This window comes from Enterobacter sp. Ap-1006 (assembly GCF_011752835.1).
Taxonomy (GTDB): Bacteria; Pseudomonadota; Gammaproteobacteria; order Enterobacterales; family Enterobacteriaceae; genus Cedecea.
Genome location: NZ_VWWU01000001.1, coordinates 1,277,311 through 1,302,001 on the forward strand (window position 1 = coordinate 1,277,311; position 24,691 = coordinate 1,302,001).

Sequence of the window (24,691 nt, forward strand, 5' to 3'; positions counted from 1 at the left end):
GGGAAGGGCAAACCCTTCCCCGGTTTCAATGCTATCAGGCCGGCTGGCTCGCCTGTTTCAACATCTGATAAAGCTCTTGTTTTACCCTCAGTTTTTCTTTCTTCATCTGCACAACTTCATCGTTGTATCCCGTCCCTTGCGGCCCCTCCTTGCGCAAAATCTCGCTATCAAGACGGTTGTGTTTGTTAAACAGGCTGAGAAAGCGGGGGTTTTCGGACTTCAGGTGGGTAATCAAATCACGGTACTCAGGAAACATGTCAGGCCTCCCTGGTCAGTAGGTTGGTGAGTGGATTAACAACTGGCTGATGCCAACTTCAGTTTAGAACCGAATTTGCGATAAGGGAAAGTACAAAAAAGCATCGTTTTGTCAATTTGCGATCCCGGCGGCACGCTGTCGGAATGGATGTCATTCTGATTGCTTAAACCTGATGATAACGCCGCAAAATGATAAAGACAGACGCAAAGTCGTACACTAAGATATGTCTGTGATATATCTTACACACCTAAAAGGTACGCTATGACAACGCAAAATAACGCTAAAAAAGTGCCGGTTCGGGTTCGTAACGAACTGAAGTTTCGTCAATTAACGGTTAAAACGAAAACGCTGATTGCCAATACGTTTTACCGCCTGGTCTTCACCAGCCCACAGCTGGCAGATTTCTCTTCCCAGGGATTTGACGACCACATCAAAGTCTTCTTCCCGGCTGAAAATGGCGAATTCACTCCGCCACAGGTCACCAGCGAGGGCATTGTCTGGGGAGAGGGGGCTCGCCCACAGTCGCGTGACTATACGCCGCTGGATTTCAATGCCGAACGCGGTGAATTAACCCTGGATTTCTATTTACACGACGGCGGCGTAGCCAGCAGCTGGGCGAAAGATGCGCAGCCGGGTGACAAGCTGTTCATCGGTGGCCCACGGGGCTCTCTGGTCACCCCAACGGATTATCACTGGCAGCTGTACGTGACCGATGAAAGCGGGCTGCCTGCGGTGCGCCGCCGTCTGCAGTCGCTGAGTCAGGATGTTCAGGTCGAAGTCCTGGTTAACTGCCACCATTCCGACAGCCTGGGCTATCTGAACGAATTCCCTGCGGTAAATGTGCGGGCGTTGACTCACGCGGAGATCGCCGGGTACCTGAAGCAGATTGAGATCCCTGCCGACGACTATTACATCTGGATTGTTGGCGAAGGCAAAGAGGCTAAAGCGCTGGGAGATTACCTGCTGGAAGACCGCGGCCTGGACGCCGACCTGGTGCGCGCCGTCGCCTACTGGCATGACAAATAAGGTCCCAAACTATGCGTATTCATCATCTGAGACAGCACAAATGCGAGCGCCACGAACAGCATCGCGGCAGGGGCGGTCATGGCCGCCATGAGCAAAGCCACCCGGAGGGGCGCGCTCGCCATCGCCGCGAACGTCTGTTTGACGCCAACGATATCCGCCTGCTGATCCTGCATCTGCTGGCAAATGGCCCGGCCCACGGCTATGAACTGATCAAATCCATCGAAGGGATGGCGAAAGGGGAATATGTGCCGAGCCCCGGTATTATTTACCCGAACCTGACGCTGATGGAGGAGATGGGCTTTATTACCGTGGGCGAAGGACAAAGTGGGAAAAAATCCTTCACGCTGACGGCGGAAGGACAAACCTCGCTTGAAGAGCAGCAGCTCGAACTGGAAGCGGTGACCACTCGACTCGCTACCCTTGGCGTTCTCGGCGACAACCGCCGTTTGCCCGAAGTGCAGCGGGCTATTCATAATTTTAAAACGGCGCTGCACGCCAAACTGGGCAGCGCCGAGCTGTCAAAAGAGACGCTGTATAAGATTATCGACACGCTGGATCAGGCGGCAAAAGACATCGAACGCAGCTAGAGCCTGCCCTGGCGCGGGGGAAGAAACATTCACTCGCGCCGGGATTCTATCGGCCTTGCTTAGCTGGAAAACGTTTAGACATTGGCTGTTTTACCGCCGATAACGAGATCGGCATAAAGCGCCTTAATCGCCTGCCTGAGCCAGATAATTTTCGGGTTATGCCGGTTACGTTTGTGCCAGATCATCATATAGGGTGCCCGGAATTTTTGCAGAAGCCCGGCATCAAACGGCAGCGGGCGGGAGACCAGCGGCAGGTGGTGAAGCTGGCCGTAATGCCGGCAGTAGCCCGGAGCGGTCGTCAGCAGAGAGTGCCCGGGCTGAGCGGCCATAAACAGAGACTGCTCGAATCCCGGCAGGCTCAACGCAATATCCCGCTTGCGCCCCATTTCTCTCAGGATATCATCCAGCGCCCAGGTATCGCTTTGTTCCCAGTAAATACTGATATGGGGATAGCGCAAAAAAGTGTCCAGGTTCCACTCTTCCTGGAGAGCCGGATGATCTTCCCTCAGCCAGACACAGGGAGAGTCATAAAAGAGCACTTCACAGTCGATAGACAAGGGCAGACTCAGCTGTCCTTGAGAACGCGGATAGCTCTCACGGCCGGTGAAACCAACATCCACACTTCCACTCGTAATGGCGTCCAGCGCGTCGTAATCCCAGTGATGCAGCCTGATAGTCGCCTGAGGATAGCGCTGATAAATCTGCTGCGACAGGGCGTTGAACATGATCATCATCAGCGGTAATTCAACCACAAGCTCAAACTTCAGTCCGCTCGGCGTCTCATGGTGAGCGTTATCCAGCAGCTGATGGCTCATTTGCATCCAGTCCGCCAGTTCCTGCGCCATGCTCACCATCAGTGGCGTAGGGACGAGTCCCTGAGGAGTATTTACAAATAATGAATCATCAAACCACGCCCGCAGTTTTGCCAGCGATTTGCTGATCGCCGAAGGCGTGACGCTCAGCCGTTTTGCCGTGCGGGTGACGCTGCGCTCCTGCATCAGCAACTGCAGGCAGAGCAGCAAATTAAGATCGAGGCTGTTGATTGTTTTCTTCATACTCAACTACGGCTCTGGGAGAGGCGACAAGGAAAATCAGTAAAAGGCTGACAATGCTACAGCCAATCAGAATTCCGATCAGCATATTCAGCGCATCGATACGCAAAATGGCGGCCAGCCATATCCACAATGATGAACCACACACCTGTGCCACTCCGAGCGTTGAGCTGGCTACTCCTGCCCGAAGTGAAAATGGCCCCAGCGCCTGGCTCATGGCCACGCCAAATCCGACGGAGAAACCTGCGCACACAAGCGTGAGTCCGACCAGCGTGAGCAAGTTTGAATCGGCCATGCTCAGGAGCATACCCGCCGCCAGAAACAGCGTCTGAGACGCTATCATCATTGTGCGGGGCTGAAATACGCTCAGGGCAAACGGAGTAGAGAATGAAACGCTCATGCTGACGACGGCCGTTAACGCCATTGTGGTGGCGTATTCCCCGCGAGCTAAGCCCAGCCCCTCCATCAATAACACGGGGGAGGTGTTAACGAAGGTGAGGATGACCGTTACGCTAAGGGTTGTTATGGCCAGCCGACTGAGGAAGAAACGGTTAATCAGCGATTCGGCTTTCGGCAAAGAAGCCAATGAGCTGGCACCGTTGGCTGCTGGCCTCGTCTCTTTCAGTACCAGCAGGGAAAGCAGCAATACCGCGAGCCCCATTCCGGTCAGGGTATAGAACAAACTTTGCCACGGGAAAATAAGCATAATCAGATGCCCCAGCACCGGCGCCATCACCGGCACGATGCAGGTGATTCCGTTCATTAACGAGAGCACTTTGGTTCTGCGTCGCTCATCCAGGGCATCCCGCAGAATTGCAAAAGCGACCACGTAGCAGGCTCCCGCCCCGATCCCCTGACCCAGCCGGCCCGCCAGAAACAGCGTGCTGTGCTGCGCCGAGGCGCATATCAGGGAGGCGGCAATAAAAATCACCGAACCGAATATTGCCACCGGCTTACGCCCCGAGCGGTCCGCCACGCGGCCGGCAAAAAGCATGGAACAGGCCATTCCGGCAAGATAAACGGAGAAGGCAATATGCAGCTGCGCCTCGCTGGCGTTAAGATCGGCCGCAATACGCGGTAAACCGACCAGATACATATCAATGCCCGCAGGGTAGAGCAAAATCAGGGCAAAACTGCAGATTAGAAAGCGTGTCATGGCGTCCTCAGTGTAATAGCGACGCTCAGCATAAGGGGAGAATCCTGCAGATACGAATTGCCATCTGGACAACACTCTTTTCCTGTAAGGAAATTAGCACGCGATACGGCCGGGGAGAGCGCTGGCCGATGAGGAACAGCGCTACAGGGTGGGTATTTTATAACGCTGGCAGACGGCACAGACGGCGGGGCAAAAACCTTAACGCTATTTCTTCTGGCTCAGCGCATAATTTGCCAGGCCGCAAATCCACTCCTGATGTGCGTTTAGCATAGGGTTAGGCAACGTGCTCGCCAGGTCACGCGCGGGCTGCCCGTTTTGCGTTTCCTGAGTCAAGATGCGTACCCGGCCAGACGACAGATTCTCAATCAGCCAGGCGTGATGCACGTCCAGCTCGGGAGACTCTGCGCTGCCAACCCAGCCGTGCCAGGCGAGACGGCCTGGGATTTCCCCCTGCGGGGCAACAAACTCCACCACTTCGGCTTCAACCGGGAAACTAAAGGTCGTAAAGCGGAAGCGCGACCCTGCCGTTAACGTCGGCCCGCTGGCATCATGAAACACAATATCGGACACGTTGCTGTAATAGCGTTCCCACGCCGAGGTTTGCGTCAGCCAGCGCCAGACTTCACTGGCGTCCAGTCCGGTCATAATGATTTCGTTAGAAGCGAAGTTGTCGCTAAAACCGGGGATAAAGCCCTGCGGCCAATGAATTGAATGCACGTTGGATTCCTCACGTTTCGTTGCTGTGAGGCGAGAATATCGACACGCTGGATATAAAACCAATCGTCAAATTTTATCTCAGATATAATGTGATTTTATATCTGGAGGCAAGCGATGCGCGATTTACGCAGTCTGGATCTTAACTTACTGAAAACCTTCGACGCTCTGCTGCAGGAACGCAGCGTGACGCGGGCCGCCTCGCGCCTGTCCCTGACACAGCCTGCCGTTAGCGGGATGCTGACGAGGCTGCGCGAAAGCTTCGACGATCCGCTGTTTATCCGCAGCCAGCGGGGCATCGTGCCAACGGAGCGAGCGTTACAGCTCGAGCAGCCGGTGAAACGCATCCTGCACGAAGTTGAACTGCTGCTGCGCCCGGCTGAGTTCGACCCTAAAACGTCTACGCTGACGTTTACCCTCGCGGCCACGGACTACGCGCTGCAGGCCATCGTGCTGCCTTTTATTAATGCACTCCGGCGTGAAGCGCCGAATATGCGCGTCTCGGTGCGCCCGCCGGTTGACGGCCAGCTTCAGCCGATGCTTGAAAGCGGCGAGCTGGACCTTTCCATCATGACGACTTTTTCGCTGCCGGCTGACCTCCACGTTCATACGCTTTATGAGGAGCATTACGTTTGTGCGATGGGGCAGCAGCATAGCCTGGCCCGGCAGCAGCGGATCACCCTGGATCAGTTTTGCGCCTGCGATCATGCGCTGGTGTCGTGGAGCGGCGGGGAGTTTAGCGGCGTGACCGACAGCGCTTTGCAAAAAATAAAGCGTTCGCGGCGGGTTAGCCTGTCGGTGCAGAGCTTCTTATTTTTAACCGAGATTTTAAAAACCAGCGATCTGATGGCCGTGGTACCCGCGAGGCTTATTGCCGGACAAGCGAATATCGTCAGCCATCAGCCGCCGCTGGCGATCCCTGGTTTTACCAAAGTCGCCGCCTGGCATGCGCGCACGCATCACGACAGCGCGCACCGATGGGTAAGGGAGTTGTTATTTCGCAGCTGCGGGGCGTGATTTTTCGAAGCGAATATCTTCCCCACCTTGCTCACCCACAGCCAGCCAGCCGTGGCGCTGATAAAACGCAGCGGCGCGGCTGGCTGCCGCCGTTTCAAGCCAGATAGTGGGCTGCTGAGCAAAGAGAAACGCCTCGGCTTTTTCCAGCAGCAGTCTGCCGACGCCCTGGCCTTCAAACTGAGGCAGAACAAACATGGCAAACAGGCAGGCCTCTTCGGCAATCGCCATTGCAAACCCCGCTGGCTCACCGTCCACGACTGCCAGCCAGATACACGGCGATTCGGCAATAATCTCGGCAATAGTCTGCGGTGTGATGCCCATTTCGGCCATTTCTTCGCGCGACAGATGATTCTCTTTGACGCTGGTTCGGATGGTGAAAATAGTCTCGATGTCCGCCAGCGTGGCATCCCGAAGGGTGAGATTAGGTGACATAAAATTCCTTTTTAATCTCCCCCCGACAAAAGCCGGAGGGGAAAAACTTACTGGAAGCTGTAGCTGACGTTGACGCCCACGCCATAGTTACGACCCGGTGCTGGCTCGAAATAGCGGCTATTGCCTTCATTGACAATCACCGATCCGACGTAATCGCGGTCGAACAGATTATCAACTCGTCCCCAGATGTCCAGCAGCCAGTTTTGCCGCACGTGCAGCTTGTAGCCGGTATTCAATCCCACGGTGGTCCAGGTCGGGACTTTGGCGCTGTTCTGGTCATTCGCCTGGATATCGCTCATGTAGCGAACATCCGCGCCTGCATACCAGCCGTCTTCAGGCGCGTAGCCAAACGACGCGTAACCCATGTTGCGGGCGATGCCCGGCATTCGGTTACCGCGGCAGTCATTTGCCCCGCATACGTTGGTGCGGTAGGTCGCCTCCAGGTACGTCCAGGCCATTTTCAGTCGCCAGTCGGCGGCAAACTGCTGATCGAGGGAAAGTTCCAGCCCACGGCGGCGAGTTTCGCCGGCATTTTTATAGGTGGTACGCCCGCCGCCGCTTTGATCAACCACGATCTCATTATCGGTGTCGGTCTGGAACAGGGCGCCGGTAAACAGGCCATTGCCAACGCGGTTTTTGCTGCCCACTTCTACCGTGGTGCTGGTGGACGGCTGCAGAGCAAAGTTAAGCCCGGACGCGCCGTTGTCGCGGTAAGAAAGTTCGTTAATGGTCGGCGTTTCAAACCCGCGGCCAGCGGAAGTGTAAATATTCCAGCCGTCGGTGACGGCATATTTCAGCGACGCCGCAGGCAGCCACTTGTGATAGCTGGCGCTGCCGCTGTCGTCGCCGTTTGTCCCGACGATGTAATAATCGTTGGAATCAAAATAGACCGAGCTGTAGCGCACGCCCGCATCCAGGCTGAGTTTGTCGGTGAGCTGCCACGTGGTTTGCAGGTACGGGTCGAGGTTCCACATCAGGTTGCGTTCGTTGCGGCGCAGATTACCTTGTTCCCCTAGCAGCGTCGCGCCATTGACCGTCACAAAGTTCTCGTAACCTTTGCGCTTCTCGGTCATCGTCTCGTAGTCGAGCCCGGTGGTGAAGCTGACCGGCACGCTGCCGAGTTCGCCGTTGTGCGTCCAGCGGGTATCAATGCCCTGGTAATGCCTTGCCAGCTGGATCACGCCGCCAGGATGGTTTGCGTTTTTTTGCGCTGACACAGGAATGGACTGATACTGCGTTGTTTCGCGCACGCCCGCGTACATCATCACGCTTAAATCATCGTGCTCGCTGAGCTGGCGCTCGTAACGCAGGCCGCCCTGGGTTTGCTTCGTTGTTTTCCTCGTATTGTACTGATCGGCGCGGGGTGCCTGCGTTGGGTTATCGCGCCACTCTTGCTCGGTCAGGCCGCCGGGATCGTTGGCGTCAATATCCACGCTGTTGAACAGCAATGTCAGCTTGCTGACATCGTTCAGGCGGACGCCGAGCTTTGCATTCCCAAGATTCTTCTGCGCGCTGCTGTGGTCACGGTAGCCGTGCGTTGTAAAGCGCGAGGCGGAAATTGCATAGTCCACATCCCCGGCCTGCGTGCCGTCGCCGGTTGAGCCGGTGGCCTTCACGCTGTTGCGCCAGCTGCCAAAGCTACCGTAGTAACTACTGGCCTCAACGGTTGGCGGCTGTCGGCCTGTTTCCGTTTTGACGTTAACCACGCCGCCGGAAGAGTTACCGTAGAGCGCGGAGAACGGGCCGCGAAGCACTTCCACGCTGTCCACGCTGTTCAAATCGATATTGGACGTTTGCCCCTGGCCATCGGGCATGGTGGCCGGGATGCCATCCACATACATGCGCACGCCGCGCACGCCGTACGTCGAGCGCGAGCCAAAGCCGCGCACGGAAAGCTGCAGATCCTGAGCATAATTTTGGCGATTCTGAATTTGCAGTCCCGGCACGCTGCCGAGGTTCTCCGACAGGTTAATCCGCGGAGCTGCCTGGCGCAAATCATCGCCATACACCACGCTGACCGCGGCTGGCGTATCGAGCTCAGAAACGGTTGTCGGTTTAGCGGTGACCAGCAGCGTGGATTCGTCTTTGGCCTGTGTGTCAGCGGCTTGCGTAAAGCCGGGAGCTAAAGCCGGGATCAGGAGAAGGGAAAGGGCGGTTTTATGCGTGTGGAGCGTCTTGTTCTGGGGTTTCTTCATCGGGGAGTGTTTTACGGTATGCGCAATTGTCAGGATTGTGAACTGTATATGTTAGTTCTTGTGTTTAAGTTTTGAAAATTATTAGCGCACGTAACGTTAACAATGGGTTATGACTGAGGAAATTAACGGCGAAATATTTTTAATTTTTTCTGCATCCAGCGGCGCACCCTCCATCGTATATCAGACTGTGAGCAACTCTCTTGCTCCCTACAATTGAGGAATTCAACATGAACAAGTATTTTGCTTCCGCCGTGTGCGCCTCCGCTTTTTTCAGTACGCTGAGCATTGCCTCAATGACGAACGATTCCGTAATGGTCGGCGGGGCTGCGATGTACCCGTCAAAAAATATTGTTGAGAACGCCGTGAATTCTAAAGATCACACCACGCTGGTTGCGGCGGTGAAAGCCGCTGGTTTGGTCGATACGCTGGAGAGCAAAGGGCCGTTCACCGTCTTTGCCCCAACCGATGCCGCCTTTGCCAAATTGCCGGCGGGCACGGTCAGCAACCTGGTGAAACCAGAAAATAAAGCCACGTTGACCAGCATCCTGACGTACCACGTGGTGGCAGGGAAATACGACATGAAAGCGCTGGAGAAAAAAATCCAGCAGGGTGGCGGCAGCGCAGAATTAAAAACGGTGAACGGCCAGCCGCTGTGGATCATGAACAATGGCCCGCACAATATTCAGATTAAAGACGGGAAAGGCAACATCGCCAATATCAGCACCTATGACGTGAACCAGAAAAATGGCGTGATAGACGTGATTGATACCGTACTGATGCCGAAGTGAGTGTCTATACTCGATCCAGGCCCGTCGCCTGGTCGAGAAAATTATGGATAAAACTCTGGTAGAACAGCAGGTAAAACTGATGCGGGCGGTTGCTGAAGGCGACCGCCGCGCATTTGAACAACTCTATCGCCTGACGTCCCCCCATTTGTTTGCCGTGGCGCTGCGTACCGTGCAGCGCCGGGCGTGGGCCGAAGAGATTCTGCACGATGCTTTTCTCACGGTATGGAATAAAGCTTCAGGCTACGATCCGGCCATCAGCGCCCCCGTGACCTGGCTGACCCACATTGTGCGTAACCGCTGTATCGACTGGCTGCGTAGCGGCCAGTCCCGTGCGGCAAATCAGGAAAACGAACTCAGCGACAACGCTGCGGAAATAGAAAGTGAAGGGGACAACGGCTGGGGCGATGAACAACAGGCAGGTCGTCTGCGCGGTTGTCTGGACAATTTGACCAGCGAGCAGCGGCAGAGCGTGGTGCTGGCCTACTATCAGGGGATGTCCCACGGCGATATTGCCGACTGGCTACAGCAGCCGCTCGGCACGGTGAAAAGTTGGATCCGCCGGGCGCTGGATCACCTTAAGGATTGCGTCGGACTATGAACAGCAGCCAAGAAATAGATAACGCCCTGGCCTCTGAATACGCGCTGGGCACGCTGCGCGGGAGTGCCCGGTTGCGCTTCGAAAAACGTCTCCATGCCGAGCCGGATCTCGCCGCGCTCGTGGGCCGCTGGCAAACCCTGCTTGGTGGACTGGACAGCCAGACCCAGCCTCAGCTTCCGCCGGAAACGGTGTGGAAGAAAATTCAGCTAAGCCTGCCCCCCGAGCGTAATGCCGTCGTGCGCTCGCGCTGGAACTGGAACTATCTCGGCTGGGCGCTTGCCGCCGGGCTTGCTGCGGTTGCGCTGGTGCCATACTTCAGTAGCAAAGCACCGGAACTGGCACCACTTATGGTGCTTAACGGTGCCAGCCAGCAAGGGCAGTGGCTGGTGAGCGCCGACAGCGACCGTAAAACGCTGCGCCTGACGCCGCTGCAGCCGGCCTCCATCTCCGCCAGCAATAGCCTGCAGCTTTGGGCGATTCCCGTGGGCGCGAAGCCTGTCTCTCTGGGGCTTCTGGACAGTCAATCTGTGACTCAGGTGAGCAACGGAAACGTGACATTGTCACGAGGTGTGACGATCGCCATCAGCCTTGAGCCGCAGGGCGGTTCGCCAACCGGGCAGCCGACCGGCCCGGTGGTGTTTAGCGGGGTATTGTGAATGAGTTTACTGCGAATGTGATGGCGAGGAAGGTGATAGAGGGGACACGTATTCCCCTCTCCCCGGTGGGGAGAGGGTTAGGGTGAGGGGCACTACTCGTGGTGATCGTGAACCTGCTGAGCCACTTCATGCACGCGCTTGCGGGCGCCAAACCAGCCCAGCGTCAGCAGAATCGCCAGCACCGGAATAGAAGCAATCGTGAACGTCCCGTTCGGGTAATCCATCGCCATCAAGACCAGCACGCCAAGCAGGAACAGCAGCGTCAGCCAGGAAGTAAACGGCGCGCCCGGCAGCTTGAAGCTCACGTCGTCCGCTTTCCCTTCTTTAATCGCCTTGCGCAGGCGAATCTGGCACAGCACGATAAACGCCCAGGAGGTGATGATGCCCAGAGACGCCATATTCAGCACGATCTCAAACACCTGCGAAGGCACCAGATAGTTGAGGAACACGCCAAGCACGTACACGCCGCTGGTGACCAGAATCCCGGCATACGGCACCTGATTCTTGCTCATTTTCGACATGAACTGTGGCGCGGAACCGCCCATCGACATCGAACGCAGAATACGCCCGGTGCAGTACAGACCGGAGTTCAGGCTGGAGAGCGCGGCGGTTAACACCACGATATTCATCACGTCGCCGATGTAAGGCACGCCGAGCTTCGAGAAGAAGGTCACGAACGGGCTTTGCCCCGCTTGATAGGCGTTCCACGGCAGCAGCAGAACCAGCAGCACCACGGAGCCAACATAGAACAGGCCGATACGCCAGATAACGCTGTTAATGGCCTTCGGCACCATGGTTTTCGGGTCTTTACATTCCCCGGCGGCGGTACCCACTAATTCGATAGAGGCGAAGGCGAACACTACGCCCTGAATCAGTACCAGCGCAGGCAGCAGACCGTGGGGGAAGAGACCGCCGTTATCGGTTATCAGATGGAACCCGGTACTGTTACCGTCAATCGGTTTCCCGGTGCCGAGGAAAATGGTGCCGACGATCAGGAAGGCGACGATAGCCAATACTTTGACCAGCGCAAACCAGAACTCCATCTCGGCAAACCATTTCACGCCAATCATGTTCATCGCCGCGACCACGGCGAGCGCGCCGAGGGCGAAGACCCACTGCGGCACATCGCCAAACGCGCCCCAGTAATGCATGTAGAGCGCCACGGCGGTGATGTCCACGATACCGGTCATCGCCCAGTTGACGAAATACATCCAGCCGCAAACGTAGGCGGCTTTTTCACCGAGGAATTCACGGGTGTAGGAGACGAAACTGCCGCTGGACGGGCGATGGATAACCAGCTCGCCCAAAGCGCGGAGGATGAAGAAAGAAAAAATGCCGCAAACCAGATAAATTAACGCCAGCGCGGGCCCTGCTGCCTGCAGGCGCGCACCTGCGCCGAGGAACAGGCCGGTACCGATGGCACCGCCGATAGCAATCATCTGCACGTGGCGATTGCCCATCGCCTGGTGATACCCCGAGTCCTGAGAATTCAACCAGCGCCGTTTGGCGGCGCGGTGTTCCGCTTCAGTCTTTGTTTTCATTGAGATTCCTGTCTGCCTTTGAGTTAAAAAGCGCCGTCCTTTTCCGCCCGTTAATTCTGGCTGCGGAGGCCGTGAAAAAGAGGGCGAGGAATCCTGGCAGAAAATTGAATGAGAAGCAAAATTACAAACTTGTCATTTTAGTGGCGGCGTTCTGTTGGTGTGACGGGCGTAACATTCCTGCTATACCGGGACTCAGAGAAGCGCTGCATCATGAACATAAAATGGTCAAAAAAAGGGCTGGCGATGGCCTGCGTGCTGGCGGGGGTGGCAGGACTTTGGCTGTACTCCCAGGCCTCATCGCCGGCAACGCAAAAAAAAACGGCGCTGCCGAAAGTTAGCCTGATAGCCGCGGCCAGCCAAACGCTGCCGCTAACGTTCTCCACCCAGGGGCATCTCGTGTCGCTCAATGAGGTGGATATTCGCGCGCAAATCACCAGCCCGGTGAGCCAGGTTGCCTTCCACGAAGGGGATTTTGTTAAGCAAGGGCAGCTGTTGTTTGTGCTGGATGATGCCGAAGAGCAGGCCGCGCTGGGTCACGCCCAGGCCCAGTTGGGGGTCATTAAAGCCGAGCTGGATAAAGCCGCTCGCGATCTCAGCCGTGGCCAGCCGCTGCTGAAAACCCACTATATTTCGTCTTCAGACTGGGATGCGCTGGTCAGCGCGCAACAGCAGGCGGCGGCGCAGTACAAGTCCGCCCAGGATGATATTCACACCGCCCAGGCGCAGCTCGCCTGGACCCGCATTTACGCGCCAGTCAGCGGCAAAACAGGCGCATTGAACGTGCACATCGGCAGCCTTGCGCAGCCGGGCAGCACGCTACCGATGGTCAGTCTTAATCAGTTTGACCCGATTGGCGCAGAATTTACCCTGCCGGAGCAGGATCTCAATGCGGTGGTCGCCGCGCAGCATCAGGGGCCGGTAGAGGTGCAGGTGACCGACGCCAGCGGAAAACCGGTGACCGGCACGCTCAGTTTCATTGATAACACCGTCAGCCAGGACAGCGGCACGGTGAACTTTAAAGCCCGCTTTGCGAACGGTGAAAACCAGCTCTGGCCGGGGGCCTGGCAGAACATTACGGTCAGCGCGGGCAGCACGCCGAATGTCGTTGTTTTACCGCCTCAGGCCGTGCAGGACGGCCCCGACGGGCATTTTGTCTACGTTATCGACGCCCAAATGCACGCCACAACGCAACCGGTCACATTGTTGCGCATCCAGCAGCAAATGGCGGTGGTGAGCGGCATTCAGCCCGGCATGAAAGTGGTGCTGGAAGGGGCCAACGCCCTGCGTCCGGGAATGGCCGTGAAGGTGGTTAACGCGCCAGCGGGGTCTGCATCATGACATTTGCCGAACAATGCCTGAAACGGCCAATTGCCGTGATGCTGCTGTGGCTGGCGGTGATGGTCGCCGGCGCGGTGTGCTGGTTTAAACTGCCCATTGCCGCGCTGCCCAACTACGACACGCCGACGATTCAGGTCAGCGCTTCGCTTTCCGGTGCCAGCCCTGAAACCATGGCTTCGTCGGTGGCGACACCGCTGGAGAAAAAGCTGTCGACCATTCCCGGCGTGGTGAACATGACCTCCAACAGCCTGGAGGGCGCCACGACTATAGTCATTGAGTTCGATCCGTTCCGGGATATTGATTCGGCGGCGGTGGACGTGCAGTCCGCGCTGTACCAGGCGTTAAAGCAGCTGCCGTCGCAGATGACCACGCCGCCGTCATTCCGCAAAATTAACCCGGCGGATGCGCCGATCATTCAAATTGGCATCGATTCCCCGTCGATGGCGCTGTCTGACCTGAATCGCTTCTCGGATGACCTGATCTCACCGGCGCTTTCCACCCTGAACGGCGTGGCGCAGGTGACGGTGCTGGGGCAGAAACGCTATGCCGTGCGCGTGGAGGTGAACCCGGACAAGCTGGCGGCGACAAATCTGACGCTGGAGGATGTGCATACCGCGCTCGCGGCCGCCAACGACAACTCGCCGATCGGTGAACTGGACGGTAAACGCCAGATGGTGATGCTGCAAACCAGCGGCGATTTGCGCAACGCGGCGGACTTCGCCAAAGTTATTGTCGCCACGCGAAACGGCCAGCCGGTCAGGCTATCAGATGTGGCCACCGTGCAGGACAGCATCGAAAATACGCTGAGCTATAGCGCCGTGAACGGTAACCGCGCGATTGTACTCAGCGTGCAGCGTCAGCCCGGCGCGAACATTGTTTCCACCATCGATGCCATTCGCCAACTGATGCCTAAACTGCAGGCACAAATGCCGTCGTCGGTGAGCGTGAAGTTTCTGAACGACCGTTCGCTGTCGATCCGAGCGGCGATTCATGACGTGACGTTAACTCTGCTGTTGACCATCGCGCTGGTGGTGATGGTGATCCTGATGTTCCTGCGCCATATTCGGGCGACGATCATTCCGGCGCTCAGCCTGCCGATCTCCCTGCTCGGTGCCTTCGGCCTGATGTACGCCTTTGGCCTGAGCCTCGACAATATCTCGCTGATGGGGTTGACCATTGCCGTAGGCCTGGTGGTGGACGACGCGATTGTGGTGCTGGAGAACATCATGCGCTACATGGAAGAAGGGGAAACGCCGTATCGCGCCGCGCTGAAAGGGGTGAAAGAGGTGGCGTTCACCGTTATCTCCATTTCGCTTTCCCTGGTGGCGGTGTTTATTCCGATCTTCTTTATGCCGGGGACGATTGGCCTGCTGTTCCACGAGTTTGCCTATGTGGTGTCGCTGACGATTCTGGTTTCGGCTGCGGCATCGTTGACCATTATTCCTTTGCTGGTCCCTAAACTTATCCGCGAGCATACGCCGGAAGACAAACCTGAACCGCGCTGGAGCCAGGTCTTTGAGCGTGGGTTCGAAGCGCTGCGCCGCCAGTACGGGAACGGGCTGGAATGGGCCGTGTCTCATCGCGTGATTATGATCGGCGTCGCGCTCAGCACGATTGCGCTGACCATCGGCCTGTACTGGTTTTCACCGAAAGGCTTCTTCCCGCAGGAAGATATCGGGCAGATCACCGCCAGCATTGATGCGCCGCAGGATATGTCTTATCTCGGTCGGCTGGGCGTGGCGCAGCAGCTGGGCAAAACGCTAATGAAAGATCCGAGCGTCAGCGACGTACTGACCCGCGTTGACCACGACACCACGCAGTTAAGCCTGACGCTAAAAGATCAAGGTCAGCGCCCGCCGTTGGACGCGGTGCTGAAACAATTGCGTTCGGAAACCGGCTATTTGCCGGGCATTAAAGTTTACTTTAGCCCGGTGCAAAACCTGCGCGTGGGCGGCCGCAGTGCGAAAAGCAGCTACCAGTACACGCTGCAGGCGGTCAGCAGCGGCGATACCAGCCTCAACGACTGGGCCAACCGGCTGATGGCAGAGATGCAAAAAAGCGGGGTGTTTGTCGGCCTGAATACCGACGCCCAGCTCAACGGGCTACAGGCGCAGTTGGTCATCGACAGAAACAAAGCTTCGCTGATGGGCGTGGATATTCAGCAGATTCGCGACACGCTGTATGACGCCTTCGGGACTTACCAGGTGTCGACAATTTATGCCCCGGAAGACAGCTACGAAGTGATCATGGAAGTGCAGGAGCCGTTCCGACAGGACGAAAGTGATTTGTCGAAAATCTATGTCCGGTCATCAAGTGGGGCGCTACTGCCCATCACCACCTTTACAACGATTTCGCGCACCCAGGGCGTGACGGCGGTCAACCACCAGGGGCAGTTGCCGGCGATTACGCTTTCGTTCGACCTTGCGCCGGGGAAATCGCTGTCGGATGCGACGGCGGCCATTGCCCTGGCCCAGCAGGCGATTCATCTGCCGTCTTCGGTGTTTGGCACCTACGCCGGGCAGGCGGCGCTGTTCCAGCAGTCCCAAAGCAGCCAGATCTGGCTGATTGTGCTGGCGCTGGCGGTGATTTACGTGATTCTCGGCGTGCTGTATGAAAGCTGGATCCACCCGTTGACCATTCTGCTTGGCCTGCCGTCGGCGGCAGTGGGCGCGCTGCTGGCGCTCAGGCTGTTTAATCTCGATCTTACGTTTATCGCGATGATTGGTATTCTGCTGCTGATAGGTATTGTCAAAAAGAACGCTATCATGATGATAGATTTCGCGTTAGTGGCGCAGCGTGAACACGGCATGACGCCGCATGATGCGATTATGCAGGCCTGCTTGCAGCGGTTCCGCCCGATTATGATGACCACGCTTTGCGCCATCATGGGGGCGATCCCCATTGCGCTTGGTCTGGGGGCCGGGGCCGAGCTGCGCCAGCCGATGGGCGTGGCGATTGTCGGGGGGCTGCTGTTCTCGCAGCTGATCACCTTGTTTATTACGCCGGTTCTGTTCCTGCTGTTTGACGGCAACCCACAAGGAACGAAGGAGTGACGATGAAAATTCTGCTGGTGGAAGATCAGAAAATGGCCTCGGAGTACATTGCCAAAGGGCTGCGCGAGAACGACTTCGTGGTCGACGTCGCCGGGAACGGTATCGACGGCCTGCATTATCTCCTGACCACTGACTATGACCTGGCGATCCTTGACGTGATGCTGCCCGGTATTGACGGCTGGAAGATCATTGAAATGGCGCGGCAGGCCGGAAAACAGACGCCCATCATGTTTCTGACCGCGCGGGATGATGTGGAGGACAGAGTCCATGGCCTCGAACTGGGCGCGGAAGATTATCTGATCAAGCCCTTTTCCTTTAGCGAGCTGTTGGCGCGTGCGCGGGTGATTCTGCGCCGCTCCGCGCCACCCACCGCCATTCTTGAAGAAAATCTGCTGCAGGTGGGCGATCTGAAGCTCGATTTTCTGCGGCACAAAGTGTCCCGCGCCGGGGTGCGAATAGAGCTGACGCAAAAAGAATTTTTGCTGCTAAGCCTGCTGATGCGCCGCTCGGGCGAAGTGCTCTCCCGCACGGTGATTGCCGAGCAGGTGTGGGACATGAATTTTGACCCGGAAACGAACGTCATAGACGTCGCCATCCGCCGTTTGCGCAACAAAATTGACGACGGTTTTGAGGATAAATTACTCCACACCCTGCGCGGCGCGGGGTACGTGCTGGAATTACGCGGATGATAAAACTGTCGCATTTGTCGATCACGGCGCGCCTGACGCTCTACTTCTCCGTCACGATGGCCATCGTGCTTTACAGCGTGTCCGGCGTGCTTTATTCGACCATGCGCCAGCAGCTCAACCATAAAGATGAGCTGGAGCTGCAAAGTTCTATCCAGTTCCAGCAGGAAATTGCCACGGCGATTGGCGAGCGCCAGGACAACGGGGAGGAGTGGCAAACCGAGCTGCTGGAGTCCGTGGTGCGGCAGGAGCGCCTGTCGCTGCGCATCTTCAGCCCGGAAGGTAAGGTGTACGCGCAATCCAACAATATGGTTATCCCGGAGCAGGATTTTCCGCTGCCGGGCCCCGGGTTTAGCTACCGGGAATGGCATTATCGCGCAGAGAATATCCGGCAAAAATACTTAATTACCTCCACGCTGTTCACCCTCAAAAATAACCAGAAATGGCTGGTGCAGGCGGCGCTCAACGTCTCCGGCAACAATGAAATCATTAATACCTATTACAAGCGAATGCAGTTTTTCGCCGCGCTGGCGATTCTGCTGTTTGCCGCCTTTGGCTGGTGGCTTGCCCGAAGGGGATTAGCGCCGCTGCGCACGATCACCACTGAAATTGAGAAAATTCACGCCAACGATCTGCATACCCGGATCCTGGATCAGCGCTGGCCGCCGGAGCTGAACGCGCTGGCGGCGTCGTTTGACCGCATGATGATGCGCCTTGAAGCTTCGTTCCATCAGCTAAATCGCTTTTCCTCGGACATTGCCCACGAGCTGCGCGGGCCGATAAATAACCTGATCTCGGCCGCCAGCGTCATTCAGACCAAAGATCGCAGCGCCGAAGAGTATCAGGACACGCTGGCGGCAATCATTGAAGAGGGCGAACGTCTGTCGCGCATGATCTCCTCTATGCTGTTCCTTGCCAGGGCGGACAACAGCCGCGAAGTGCTGAATGCCGAATGGCTCAGCAGCGCCCATGAATTCGAAAAACTGATTGGTTTCTACGACATTCTGGCAGAAGAAAAAGAGATCACCCTCGAAAGCCGGGGAGACGTTTCATTCTATGCTGACCCGCAGCTTATCCAGCGCGCGTTCTCTAATCTGCTCTCTAATGCGCTGCGCCACACGCCAGAAAAGGGACTTATCACGCTCAGCGCAAAAATTGCCGATGAACGGGTGATATTGAGCGTGAGTGATAATGGCGAAGGCATCAAACCCGAACATCTGCCGCTGATTTTTGATCGCTTTTTCCGGGGAGAAGCCTCCCGCAGCGCCACGGAAAACACCGGGCTGGGGCTGGCGATTGTGAAAACCATTGCGGAACTGCACGGCGGCAAAATCAGCGTGGTCAGTGAGCCGGGGCGAGGTAGTACCTTCACATTATCTTTGCCGCGGCATGAAACGGTTTAAATACCGCAGAATAATCTCTGTTCGCAGGAACAATACTAAGCGGAATGAGTCTCAGTGAGGTAAACAGGTAGCCTTTTGTGCCGACCTGAATAAAATCCAAACAGATGAAACGTGTTTAGCTCCAGTAGAGACTGGGGCGTTCACTATGAGTTTCTGGGATCATCGCTTTTATTGTTATGGAAAACCTGCCCAATGCTATTGAAACACTTTTCTCGCCGTGCCATTGCCGTGGCCGTAGCGCTGATAATTGCCCTCACCATCGCTCTGTTCTTCTTCCTCAGAAGCCCCGATACACCTGATTATGTCACGGCTCCTGTACGCAAGGGCGATATCGAAAACTCTGTCCTGGCAACCGGTCGTATTGATGCTATCGAACGCGTTAACGTCGGGGCGCAGGTTTCAGGCCAGGTCAAGTCGCTCAAAGTGAAGCTGGGCGACCATGTCACCAAAGGGCAGTCCATTGCCGACATTGATGATGTGCCCCAGCGTAACGACCTGCGTAACGCCGAAGCCGCACTCAATGTGGTCAAAGCCGAACTGCAGGCTAAGCAAGCGCTCCTGAAACAGTCTGAATTGCGGTTCAAACGCCAGCGGCAAATGCTGAGCGAGGACGCCAGTTCGCGTGAGGATTTTGAGTCTGCGGAGGCTACGCTCGCCACTACGCGGGCGGAATTACTCTCTCTGAATGCCAGGCTTGTCCAGGCGCAAATCGAAGTAGATAAGAAAACCGTCGATCTGGGTTATACCCGAGTCGTTGCGCCAATGGACGGCGTAGTTATTGCCGTGGTCACGCAGCAGGGGCAGACGGTGAACTCCAGCCAGAGTGCGCCGACGATTATCAAGCTGGCTCGCCTCGATGTGATGACCATCAAAGCACAGATCTCTGAGGCCGATATCACCCGTATTTCTCCGGGACAAAAGGCTCGTTTCACGATTTTCTCTGAGCCGGACAAGCACTATGACGCGACGCTGCGCACCGTTGAGCTGGCGCCAGAGTCGGTAATGAAAGATGACTCTCTTGCCGGGAGCAGTTCGGCATCAGGGTCTGGCACCTCAAATGCTTCCGTTTACTACAACGCTCTGCTCGACGTGCCTAACCCAGACAATCGCCTGCGCATCGCGATGACGGCACAGGTCACGCTGCTGGCCGGTGAAGCCAAAGATGCACTGCTGGTCCCGATTCAGGCCGTGCATAAAGCTGAAGGGAATAAGCAGGAGGTGCAGGTGCTGCTGGCTGACGGCAAGCTGGAGGCCCGAGAGGTGAAAACCGGGATCACCAACAGCGTGGATATTCAGATCCTCGAAGGGCTAAAAGTCGGGGAAAATGTCGTGCTGTCACAGCCGGGTGAGAAAGCGCCTGGGGAAGGGTTTGTGCTGTGAGTAATATCATCGAGCTGAAGGGCATTAGCCGGACCTACGGTAACGGCGGTCAGGCGCTGACCGTCCTGAAAAACATCAATTTGACCATCGCCGCCGGGGAAATGGTGGCGATCATCGGTGCATCAGGATCGGGTAAGTCGACCCTGATGAATATCATGGGCTGTCTCGACGTGCCCGACAGCGGCGATTATTACATTGGCGGGCAAAATGCCGCCCAGCTTTCGCCGGATGAACTGGCCCGGGTTCGGCGGGAGCATATCGGCTTTATCTTCCAGCGCTACCATCTGATGCCTGACCTTAGCGCGCTGGGCAACGTTGAGATTCCCGCTATTTATGCCAACACCGAGCGTGACAAGCGCCGGCTGCGCGCCGCCGCACTGCTTGGCAGGCTGGGCCTGGAAGGGCGTGAGCACCATAAGCCCGGCGAGCTTTCTGGCGGCCAGCAGCAGCGCGTCAGTATTGCCCGCTCGTTGATCAACGGCGGGGAAATTATTCTGGCCGATGAGCCAACCGGCGCGCTGGATTCTCAGTCAGGGCAGGAGGTGTTAGCCATCCTGAGCGAACTTAACCAGCGTGGCCATACGGTAGTGATGGTGACTCACGACATGAAGGTGGCCCAGCACGCTCAGCGGATTATTGAACTGCGAGACGGAGAAATTATCGCCGATAGCGGCAGTAAGGTCACCGCCACGCAAACTTTGCCGCCGCCTAACCGTACCCGCCAAAGCCGCTGGCAAAGTATGCTCGACCGCACGCGTGAATCGCTGCAAATGGCGCTCAAAGCGATGAACGCGCATCGTTTACGCACCACGCTCACCATGACCGGGATCATTTTCGGTATTGCCGCCGTTGTGACCGTCGTGGCACTGGGCGAGGGCGCGAAGCAAAAGACGCTGGAGAACATTAAAGATCTGGGCACCAACGTGGTGAGTATCTATCCCGGGCGAGATTTCTTTGATGACAGCATTGAGGGCATTCGTACTCTGGTGCCGGCTGACGCAGAGGCTTTGGCAAAGCAGGGATTTGTCGACAGCGTAAGCCCGGAGGTAAGCGCCTCGGACAACATTCGTTTTCTGGGTAAGTCTGCAACCGCGTCTATAAACGGCGTCGGGCGAGATCACTTCCGCGTTAATGGCATTCAGCTTCTGGAAGGGACCACCTTCAGGGACGACCGTACCGCTCTGCAGGAGGTCATTATTGATGAAAATGCCCGCAAAGCGCTGTTCGACGCCGCCGGATTACAGGCGCTGGGGCAAATTGTTTTTCTTGGTTCCGTGCCGGCACGGGTGGTGGGCATTGCCCAAAGCAATAACCGGAGCTACGCGCCAAACCGCATTACCGTGTGGATGCCCTACAGCACGGTAATGTACCGCATGGTAGGCAAGCCGGTGCTGACCAGCATCAGCGTCCGGCTGAAAGACAATGTGGCAAACGAAGCGGCGGTGAGCGCTATCTCCCAGCTACTTACTCAGCGCCACGGCGTAAAAGATTTCCAGCTCTATAACTTCGAACAGATCAGAAAATCTATCGAGCGTACCTCGATGACCTTCAGCATTTTAATTCTGATGGTTGCCTGCATCTCGCTGATGATCGGCAGTATCGGCGTGATGAACATCATGCTGGTGTCGGTCACCGAACGAACCCATGAAATCGGCGTGCGTATGGCGGTAGGCGCGCGGCGGAGCGACATCATGCAGCAGTTTATGATTGAAGCCGTATTGGTCTGCCTGATTGGCGGCGCGTTAGGTATTGCGCTGTCGTATGCCGCCGGAGCGCTATTTACCGCCCTGGCAGGCGGGATGTTCACGGCTATTTATTCGTGGCAGGCCGCCGCCGCCGCGTTTTGCTGTTCAACTTTAATCGGCATGATCTTCGGTTATCTCCCCGCCCGAAAAGCGGCAAGGATGGACCCGGTCGTTTCACTGGCCAGCGAGTAACCTATGAAAATTTTATCACCTTTGGCTTTGTGCCTCTCTGCCGCGCTGAGCGCAGGCTGCGCAAATACGCTTAAAAGCGACTATCACGCTCCGGAAGTACGCTATCCCGCCAGTTGGGACAAGAGCGATGCTACCCGCGACCTGGCCCCGTTTGACTGGCAGGCGTTTAACGATCCCCACCTGGATAACTGGCTGCGCCAGGTTATGGCCAGCAATAACGATGTCGCGATTGCCGTACTGCGGGTGTATCGGGCGAGACTCGACGCGGAAAGAGTCGGTATCACCAACGATCCCGGGCTCAGAGGTTCACTAGGCGTAGACGGGAAAAATCAGCTCAATAACTCGTCAGGCTGGACAAAAAGCAGCGCCGCGAGTCTCAGCACCAGCTATGAGCTTGATCTCTGGGGCAAAATAGCACGCCAGCGCGATGCGGCGGAGTGGGCAACTCATGCCAGCGAAGAAGATTTACGCGCCGCACGCCTGACGCTGCTTTCAGAGGCCAGCAATAATTACTGGCGCATTGGCTTTGTGAACCAACAAATCAATGTCCTCCTGCAGAGCATCGGCTATGCAAAAGAAACGCTTCGCCTTGCCGGGGCTCGTTATCGTGCAGGAGGTGCTTCCGCGCTGGATGTTGTGGACGCGCAGCAAAGTTTACTGGCGCAGGAAAATCGGCTCACTGGATTGCAGCGAGAGCGGCTGCAGGTTCTGAATCAGCAGGCCGTGCTGCTGGGTACCGCTCCGGGCAGCTCTGTGGTTGAGCCTACAAAACTGCCCGACGGCCCTCTGCCGCAGGTTAACGCCAACATTCCTGCCAGCGTACTGATGCATCGGCCCGATATCAGCGCGCAAGAGTGGCGGGTGCGTGAAGCCCTGGCCAATGTTGATATACGGCGCACCGAATACTATCCCGCATTCACCCTGACGGGATCGCTTGGTTCCGGCAGTAGCTCGCTGCTAAACGTGCTGCATAATCCCATCGCTTCCGTTGGCGCAAGTCTGACGCTGCCGTTCCTGGAATGGCGGCAGCGGGGCGTGGAGGTGAAAATTGCCCGTAACGATTACGAACAGCGGGTGCTGGCGTTTAAACAGTCGCTTTATAAGGCGATGAGCAGCCTTGAAGACGAACTCTCCCTGCGCGATCAGCTCCTGGCTCAGGAGATAAGACTCCGGGAGGGGCTGGATCTTGCGCGTAAGTCTGAGCGCTTGAATGAGGTACGTTACCGCCAGGGCGCCGCGCGTATCTCATTCTGGCTAGATGCCCAGGAGAAACGCCGCCAGGCAGAGCTATTGCTGGATGAAAATCGCTTCAACCAGCTCCAGAATCTGGCAAAAATTTATCTCGAGTTTGGCGGGTCGTCTGCTTTCCCCTAAATCTTGCTAACTAATTCTCCCCAAACAGAAAACGGTTTTTCTTTCGCGGATGCTCGTTTAAAGTTTTGCTGGCTGAATGGGTTTCAGCCAGCAAAATAATAAACAACCGTTTATTTTATGGGGAAGGGTGAAGGCATGCGTGTGTCAGATTATATCCGGCTGTTATTTCTTGCCGCGGTGTGGGGAGCCAGCTTCCTTTTTATGAAAATAGCGGCACCAGCGTTCGGGGCGGTAAATACGGCCTTTTTAAGGGTGTTTTTTGGCTGTACAGGGCTGGCGGTGATTCTTTTCACCCTGAGATCATCCTTCCGCTTTGAGGGGAAATTCCGTTCGGCGCTTATTCTGGGCGCAATTAACTCCGGGCTGCCCTTTTTTATGTATTGTCTCGCCGCAAAATGGTTACCTGCCGGATACTCCGCCATTTTAAACGCCACCACGCCGCTAATGGGCGCCATTATTGGCTTCTCCTTCTTTAGTGAGAAATTAACGGCGCGAAAATGGCTGGGCGTAGTGCTGGGCCTGGCAGGGATAATGGTGATTACTTCGGTCGGGGATGCGCACTCCAGCGGGGAGAAGATCGCCGGAATTATCGCCTGCCTGGTGGCCACGAGTTGCTACGGTGTGGCAGGCTTTTTAACCCGCCGCTGGATCTCCAATAAAGGCGGGCTTGACCCTAAAATCGTCGCCTTCGGCAGTCAAATCGGGGCCACGCTTTTCCTGTTACCGTTCTTTGCCTGGAGCGTGGCGACCGGTCCGGCAATAAACTGGCTGCAGGGCGATGTCTGGCTCAGCGTGCTGGGTCTGGGGATCCTCTGTACCGCCGTGGCCTATATTTTTTACTTCCACTTAATTGCCGATATCGGGCCGTTACGCAGCCTCACGGTGACTTTTCTCATTCCACCGTTCGGTGTCTTGTGGGGCTACCTCATTTTGCACGAAACCATTAGCGAAGCGTTTATCATCGGGGCAGTCATTGTTTGTTTCTCCGTCTGGCTGGTGATAAGCCCGGACAAGAAAACGCTCCCCGCAAAAAGTTAACCCTGGCACCGGCTGCGAATAATTGTGGTTATACTACCCGCGAGCCCGGATAAGATTTCCGGGTCGCTGGTTAAGGAAAAACGATGAAACGAGAAGCGCTGTTCGCGGCGGTGTTTGAGAAGTATCAGGTCGAGCCCGACTACCCGTGGGACAAGTTTAAGGACTACGCCGTGCTGCGCCATCGCTACAAGCGGAAATGGTTTGGCGTGGTGCTGAGTATTTCCGCCGCAAAGCTGGGGCTGGAAAGCGATGAGGTGGTCGATATTCTCAACGTCAAAGTGATGCCTGGCGCCGTTGGCTCGCTGAGAATGCAGCCGGGAATTTTACCGGCATATCACATGAACAAAGAACATTGGGTAACGGTATTAATTGACAAGGTACCAGATGAATTAATCCTTGGCCTTATTGACGAAAGCTTTAGCCTGACGTGTTAATTTCATTCCCCCCGGACATTGCATGGAACA

Annotated in this window: 22 protein-coding genes; 15 read left to right on the top strand and 7 right to left on the bottom strand. The window is 56.4% G+C overall.

The window, feature by feature from the left end:
- Positions 1-34: 34 nt before the first annotated feature.
- Positions 35-256 carry an HP1242/YdcH family protein gene (locus tag F3J28_RS05875; RefSeq protein ID WP_008458803.1) on the bottom strand — a complete coding sequence of 74 codons (222 nt, stop codon included), beginning with the start codon at positions 254-256 and terminating at the stop codon, positions 35-37.
- Between the two features lie 261 nt (positions 257-517).
- On the opposite strand from F3J28_RS05875, the gene F3J28_RS05880 reads away from it, so the two are divergent.
- Both F3J28_RS05880 and F3J28_RS05885 read left to right on the top strand, forming a co-directional pair.
- Positions 518-1,282, top strand: coding sequence for a siderophore-interacting protein (locus F3J28_RS05880; RefSeq protein ID WP_166873663.1), 765 nt, complete (start codon positions 518-520; stop codon positions 1,280-1,282).
- An 11-nt stretch (positions 1,283-1,293) separates the two neighbouring features.
- Complete coding sequence (locus F3J28_RS05885) at positions 1,294-1,869, top strand: PadR family transcriptional regulator (RefSeq protein ID WP_008458805.1); 576 nt, start codon at positions 1,294-1,296, stop codon at positions 1,867-1,869.
- A 74-nt stretch (positions 1,870-1,943) separates the two neighbouring features.
- On the opposite strand, the gene yidZ is transcribed toward F3J28_RS05885, so the two are convergent.
- From yidZ to F3J28_RS05900, 3 genes are all read right to left on the bottom strand, one after another.
- The gene (yidZ, locus tag F3J28_RS05890) at positions 1,944-2,924 is read right to left on the bottom strand and encodes an HTH-type transcriptional regulator YidZ (protein ID WP_166873666.1); all 981 of its coding nucleotides are present in this window, start codon (positions 2,922-2,924) and stop codon (positions 1,944-1,946) included.
- Entirely contained in the window at positions 2,893-4,077 is a 1,185-nt protein-coding gene (locus F3J28_RS05895; RefSeq protein ID WP_166873669.1) for an MFS transporter, read from the bottom strand. The genes yidZ and F3J28_RS05895 overlap by 32 nt, the downstream gene beginning before the upstream one ends.
- Positions 4,078-4,281: 204 nt before the next feature.
- Positions 4,282-4,794, bottom strand: coding sequence for an SRPBCC family protein (locus tag F3J28_RS05900; RefSeq protein ID WP_166873671.1), 513 nt, complete (start codon positions 4,792-4,794; stop codon positions 4,282-4,284).
- 114 nt (positions 4,795-4,908) lie between these two features.
- Here F3J28_RS05900 and F3J28_RS05905 point away from each other — a divergent pair, with 114 nt between their 5' ends.
- A complete protein-coding gene (locus F3J28_RS05905) occupies positions 4,909-5,808 on the top strand; it encodes a LysR family transcriptional regulator (RefSeq protein ID WP_166873674.1) in 900 nt (299 codons plus the stop codon).
- On the opposite strand, the gene F3J28_RS05910 is transcribed toward F3J28_RS05905, so the two are convergent.
- Complete coding sequence (locus F3J28_RS05910) at positions 5,785-6,240, bottom strand: GNAT family N-acetyltransferase (RefSeq protein ID WP_166873677.1); 456 nt, start codon at positions 6,238-6,240, stop codon at positions 5,785-5,787. The genes F3J28_RS05905 and F3J28_RS05910 overlap by 24 nt on opposite strands.
- A gap of 47 nt (positions 6,241-6,287) precedes the next feature.
- On the bottom strand, positions 6,288-8,435 hold the full coding sequence (gene pqqU, locus F3J28_RS05915) for a TonB-dependent receptor PqqU (protein WP_166873680.1): 2,148 nt from the start codon (positions 8,433-8,435) through the stop codon (positions 6,288-6,290).
- 227 nt (positions 8,436-8,662) lie between these two features.
- On the opposite strand from pqqU, the gene F3J28_RS05920 reads away from it, so the two are divergent.
- Genes F3J28_RS05920 through F3J28_RS05930 form a run of 3 tightly spaced genes read left to right on the top strand, consistent with a single transcriptional unit; the run spans position 8,663 to position 10,477 of the window.
- Positions 8,663-9,223, top strand: a complete 561-nt coding sequence (locus F3J28_RS05920; RefSeq protein WP_166863824.1) for a fasciclin domain-containing protein — start codon at positions 8,663-8,665, stop codon at positions 9,221-9,223.
- A gap of 43 nt (positions 9,224-9,266) precedes the next feature.
- Positions 9,267-9,821 (top strand): RNA polymerase sigma factor, encoded by a 555-nt coding sequence (locus F3J28_RS05925; protein ID WP_166873683.1) that lies wholly within the window; start codon positions 9,267-9,269, stop codon positions 9,819-9,821.
- Positions 9,818-10,477: an anti-sigma factor gene (locus tag F3J28_RS05930; RefSeq protein ID WP_166873686.1), complete on the top strand. Its 660-nt coding sequence runs from the start codon at positions 9,818-9,820 to the stop codon at positions 10,475-10,477. Before F3J28_RS05925 ends, F3J28_RS05930 begins: the two co-directional genes overlap by 4 nt.
- 92 nt (positions 10,478-10,569) lie before the next feature.
- Here the strand turns inward: F3J28_RS05930 and ansP are convergent, their stop codons facing one another.
- Positions 10,570-12,018 carry an L-asparagine permease gene (gene ansP / locus F3J28_RS05935; RefSeq protein WP_008458826.1) on the bottom strand — a complete coding sequence of 483 codons (1,449 nt, stop codon included), beginning with the start codon at positions 12,016-12,018 and terminating at the stop codon, positions 10,570-10,572.
- Positions 12,019-12,228: 210 nt separating this feature from the next.
- Here ansP and F3J28_RS05940 point away from each other — a divergent pair, with 210 nt between their 5' ends.
- The 9 genes from F3J28_RS05940 (at position 12,229) to F3J28_RS05980 (ending at position 24,661) form a co-directional block, all read left to right on the top strand.
- Positions 12,229-13,356, top strand: coding sequence for an efflux RND transporter periplasmic adaptor subunit (locus tag F3J28_RS05940; RefSeq protein WP_166873689.1), 1,128 nt, complete (start codon positions 12,229-12,231; stop codon positions 13,354-13,356).
- Positions 13,353-16,409 (top strand): efflux RND transporter permease subunit, encoded by a 3,057-nt coding sequence (locus F3J28_RS05945; protein WP_166873692.1) that lies wholly within the window; start codon positions 13,353-13,355, stop codon positions 16,407-16,409. The genes F3J28_RS05940 and F3J28_RS05945 overlap by 4 nt, the downstream gene beginning before the upstream one ends.
- Before the next feature lie 2 nt (positions 16,410-16,411).
- Complete coding sequence (locus F3J28_RS05950; protein WP_008458831.1) at positions 16,412-17,098, top strand: heavy metal response regulator transcription factor; 687 nt, start codon at positions 16,412-16,414, stop codon at positions 17,096-17,098.
- Positions 17,095-18,498, top strand: a complete 1,404-nt coding sequence (locus F3J28_RS05955; protein ID WP_166873695.1) for a heavy metal sensor histidine kinase — start codon at positions 17,095-17,097, stop codon at positions 18,496-18,498. Before F3J28_RS05950 ends, F3J28_RS05955 begins: the two co-directional genes overlap by 4 nt.
- 192 nt (positions 18,499-18,690) lie before the next feature.
- The gene (gene etsA, locus F3J28_RS05960) at positions 18,691-19,878 is read left to right on the top strand and encodes a macrolide efflux RND transporter periplasmic adaptor subunit EtsA (protein ID WP_166873698.1); all 1,188 of its coding nucleotides are present in this window, start codon (positions 18,691-18,693) and stop codon (positions 19,876-19,878) included.
- Positions 19,875-21,815: a MacB family efflux pump subunit gene (locus F3J28_RS05965; RefSeq protein WP_166873701.1), complete on the top strand. Its 1,941-nt coding sequence runs from the start codon at positions 19,875-19,877 to the stop codon at positions 21,813-21,815. Before etsA ends, F3J28_RS05965 begins: the two co-directional genes overlap by 4 nt.
- A gap of 3 nt (positions 21,816-21,818) precedes the next feature.
- Positions 21,819-23,189, top strand: a complete 1,371-nt coding sequence (etsC, locus tag F3J28_RS05970) for a macrolide efflux RND transporter outer membrane subunit EtsC (RefSeq protein WP_166873704.1) — start codon at positions 21,819-21,821, stop codon at positions 23,187-23,189.
- A 135-nt stretch (positions 23,190-23,324) separates the two neighbouring features.
- Positions 23,325-24,227: a DMT family transporter gene (locus F3J28_RS05975; RefSeq protein ID WP_166873706.1), complete on the top strand. Its 903-nt coding sequence runs from the start codon at positions 23,325-23,327 to the stop codon at positions 24,225-24,227.
- Between the two features lie 83 nt (positions 24,228-24,310).
- Positions 24,311-24,661 (top strand): MmcQ/YjbR family DNA-binding protein, encoded by a 351-nt coding sequence (locus F3J28_RS05980; RefSeq protein WP_166873708.1) that lies wholly within the window; start codon positions 24,311-24,313, stop codon positions 24,659-24,661.
- Positions 24,662-24,691: the final 30 nt, after the last annotated feature.